Source organism: Novosphingobium sp. 11B (assembly GCF_054589055.1).
Map to the genome: position 1 here is coordinate 1 of NZ_BAAILP010000199.1, position 3,474 is coordinate 3,474.

Below are 3,474 nucleotides of genomic sequence, written 5' to 3' on the forward strand. Positions count from 1 at the left end.
AGCGAAGGCTGGGACCGTTGTGACCATGATGAGCCCTATCGGCAGGGCAGTGCGAACTTTATCCCGGCCTCGCCGAGAAGCAGCATGATGACGAGAGCGGTCCCAGCCTTCGCTGGGATGACGATGATGTTTGGACGACGACTTTGAGGCGCTTCCAGACAGTCCACTTTCCTACAGTACCCGCAATCCCATACCATGTGTTCATGGCCAGCCCGTTCACTCCCGGCAGCACAAGTTTACACCACAAGGTGACACCTCCACCCCACAAGGTGACACATCGCATTCGTAAGGTCACACCGGTCACCACGCGCCACGCTCAAAACCCACGCAAATCCGCTCTTCACCGGCGATCAAGGATCATCGGTTCACCCATCAGACAGTGTAAACCCTGCAGACCTCCCGCATTCGCACGATCCCCTCGGGAACCATCCGCCCGCCCGCAGCTTGCCAGCACCGCCCGCGCATCCTAATGCCTCCTCACCTTTTCAAGACGGACCCCCTCGCTTGATCCTATCCCCCTTCGAATGGACGATCGCCAAGCGCTACATGCTGCCCGGAAAGGGCGAGCGCTTCATCGCTCTCGTCGCCGGCATCAGCCTCGTCGCGGTCATGCTCGGCGTTGCCGCGCTGGTCATCGTCATGAGCGTGATGAACGGCTTTCGCGCCGAACTCTTCGACAAGATCGTCAACCTCAACGGCCATGCCATCATCCAGGCTTACGGCGGCCGCCTCGACGATTGGCAGGGCGTGCTCAAGGACGTGCGCGCCACGCCGGGCGTCGTCCGTGCCTCGCCGTTGATCGACCAGCCGCTGGCCGTGACCTTCAACGGCCGCGTCGAGATGATCCAACTGCGTGGACAGACCGCCGAGGATATCGGCCGCGTCCGTGACAAGGTGAAGGTCGGCAACATAGCCGAACTCAAGCCGGGCTCGGAGAACGTGGCGATCGGCACGCAGCTGGCGCAGAACCTTGGCGTACAGGTGGGCGATGTCATCACGATCATGAACCCGCTGGGTCGCTCCACTCCGTTCGGGACGGTGCCGCGCTCGGTCGCTTATCGCGTCGCCGCGATCTTCGAGATCGGCGTCTACGACTACGACAACGCCTTCGTCATCATGCCCATCCCCGATGCGCAGACCTTGCTGCTGACCGGCGACCAGATCGGCATGATCGAGGTCACCACCAACAACCCCGACCGGGTGGGCGAAATCCTCGCACCGCTGACGCGCCAGCTCTCTGGCCGCGCCGTGGTCACCGACTGGCGCACGATCAATGCCTCCTTGTTCGAGGCGCTGGCGGTGGAGCGGGTGGCGATGTTCGTGATCCTGTCGATCATCGTGCTGGTGGCGGTGTTCAACATCCTCTCCTCGCTGATCATGCTGGTGCGCGCCAAGACCCGCGACATCGCGATCCTGCGCACGATGGGGGCGACGCGCCACTCGCTGCTCAAGGTCTTCGTCACCGCCGGCTTCTGCATCGGCGCGATGGGCACCGTGGCGGGGGTAATCATCGGCTTCATCTTCCTCTATTTCCGCCAGCCGATCGTGCATCTGGTGGAGATCCTGACAGGCCAGAACCTGTGGGACCCCTCGATCCGCTTCCTGACCGAGCTGCCCGCGCGCTCCGACCCGGTGGAGATCGCCACGATCTGCATCATGGCGCTGGTGTTCAGCTTCCTTGCCACGCTCTACCCCGCCTACAAGGCGGCGAGCACCGATCCCGTGCAGGTGCTGCGCTATGAATGATATCGTTGACCCGGTCGTCCGCCTGACCGACGTGACCCGCAGCTTCGAGCAGGGCGGGGTGAAGATCGACGTCCTGCGCGGCGTGAACCTCGAAGTCCGCCCCGGCGAGATCGTCGCGTTGCTCGGTCCCTCGGGATCGGGAAAATCGACGATGCTGCAGGCGATCGGCCTGCTCGAAGGCGGCTTCGGCGGCAAGATCGAGATCGCCGGGATCGACGCCAGCAAGCTGGGCAAGGACCAGCGCGCGGCGGTGCGTCGCGATCACATCGGTTTCGTCTATCAGTTTCATCACCTGCTGCCCGACTTCAACGCGATCGAGAACGTGGTGTTGCCGCAGCTGATCACCGGAAAGCCGCGCACCGAGTGCGACGCGCGAGCGACCGAACTGCTCACTGCGCTGGGCCTCGGCGCAAGGCTGGAGCATCGTCCGAGCAAGCTCTCGGGCGGCGAGCAGCAGCGCGTCGCCGTGGCCCGCGCGCTGGCCAACCGCCCGCACATGGTGCTGGCCGACGAACCCACCGGCAATCTCGACGAGGCGACGGCGGACAAGGTCTTCGCCCAGTTCCTCGCGCTGGTGCGCGGGGAGGGCAGCGCTGCTCTCGTCGCCACGCACAACGAGCGGCTGGCGGCGGCGATGGACCGGGTGGTGCGGCTGCATGACGGGGTGCTGACCTGAGCGGCGCAAGCGCAGTTCTCTCATGCCCCTCCCGCTGACGGGAGGGGCAGGGGTGGGCAATCTCAGGTTCCTGATTCTTCGCCGGAACCGCCGTTGAACTCGCGGTTTTCCTTTCCCACATTGCTTAGTCCAGGCGATAAGAAAGGAACCCGCCAATGAGCGACATCCCGTCCACTATCGCAGCCGGCAGCACTCCGCCTCGGAGCTTCGGCTGGGACGACACGGCCGAACTGCACAAGTGCGAGGACGGCGGCGGGCTGTTCCACAACTTCAAGACGATCCGCCGCGGCACCGTGGCGGAACTGGTCGCCTTCGTGATGGGACTGCCCGAGGCGAAGCAGGACGACTATGCGATCGAGAAGGACGGCGATCACACGATGCGCATTGGCGAGATCCGGCACTTGTCCCGCCGCGCCGATTTTCCGGCGTCTTGAGCGGTATTCGTGACTAAAGATCCCCGAACCATCGCGGATTTCACCGCGACCCTTCCCAACGGCGAGACGACCAGTCTTGCCGATCGGCTGGGTAAGGTGGTGCTGGTGGTCAACACCGCCAGCAAGTGCGGCTTCACCCCGCAGTACAAGGGGCTGGAGGAACTCTGGCGCAAGTACCGCGAGCAGGGGTTTGAGATCATCGCCTTCCCCTGCAACCAGTTCGGCGGCCAGGAACCCGGCGATGCCGCCGAGATCGCGGCGTTCTGCGAGGTGAACTTCGGCCTCTCGTTCCCGCTGATGGGCAAGGTCGAGGTCAACGGGCCGGACACTGTGCCGCTCTACGACTGGCTCAAGGCCGAGGCGCCTGGGCTGCTCGGCTCCAAATCGATCAAGTGGAACTTCACCAAGTTCCTCATCGACCGCGAAGGCAAGGTCGTGCGCCGTTACGCCCCGACCGAAAAGCCCGCTGCGCTCGACAAGGAGATATCTAAGTTGCTGTCGTCGTCCCGGACTTGATCCGGGACCGGTGGCGGTCTTTAGTCTGGAGCGTGCGCCGAACGCCCTATCGAAAGGTGGGTTGTTCACGGCCAGCGGTCCCGGATCAGGTCCGGGACGATG

4 protein-coding genes are annotated in these 3,474 nt (G+C 64.0%); all 4 read left to right on the plus strand.

Going from position 1 to position 3,474, the window contains the following annotated elements; genetic code table 11:
* The first annotated feature begins 504 nt into the window (after window positions 1-504).
* Window positions 505-1,746: a lipoprotein-releasing ABC transporter permease subunit gene (locus tag ACYPYD_RS18065; protein WP_459664616.1), complete on the plus strand. Its 1,242-nt coding sequence runs from the start codon at window positions 505-507 to the stop codon at window positions 1,744-1,746.
* The gene (locus ACYPYD_RS18070; protein WP_008829732.1) at window positions 1,739-2,422 is read left to right on the plus strand and encodes an ABC transporter ATP-binding protein; all 684 of its coding nucleotides are present in this window, start codon (window positions 1,739-1,741) and stop codon (window positions 2,420-2,422) included. The genes ACYPYD_RS18065 and ACYPYD_RS18070 overlap by 8 nt, the downstream gene beginning before the upstream one ends.
* Window positions 2,423-2,577: 155 nt before the next feature.
* Window positions 2,578-2,856, plus strand: coding sequence for a hypothetical protein (locus tag ACYPYD_RS18075; protein WP_008829733.1), 279 nt, complete (start codon window positions 2,578-2,580; stop codon window positions 2,854-2,856).
* 9 nt (window positions 2,857-2,865) lie between these two features.
* Complete coding sequence (locus ACYPYD_RS18080) at window positions 2,866-3,372, plus strand: glutathione peroxidase (protein ID WP_459664619.1); 507 nt, start codon at window positions 2,866-2,868, stop codon at window positions 3,370-3,372.
* The last annotated feature ends 102 nt before the right edge of the window (window positions 3,373-3,474 follow it).

What these genes read in the sequence shown, in the direction of transcription:
- ACYPYD_RS18070 (WP_008829732.1), top strand. Translation starts at nt 1,739, where the DNA reads ATGAATGATATCGTTGACCCGGTCGTCCGCCTGACCGACGTGACCCGC.
- ACYPYD_RS18075 (WP_008829733.1), top strand. Translation starts at nt 2,578, where the DNA reads ATGAGCGACATCCCGTCCACTATCGCAGCCGGCAGCACTCCGCCTCGG.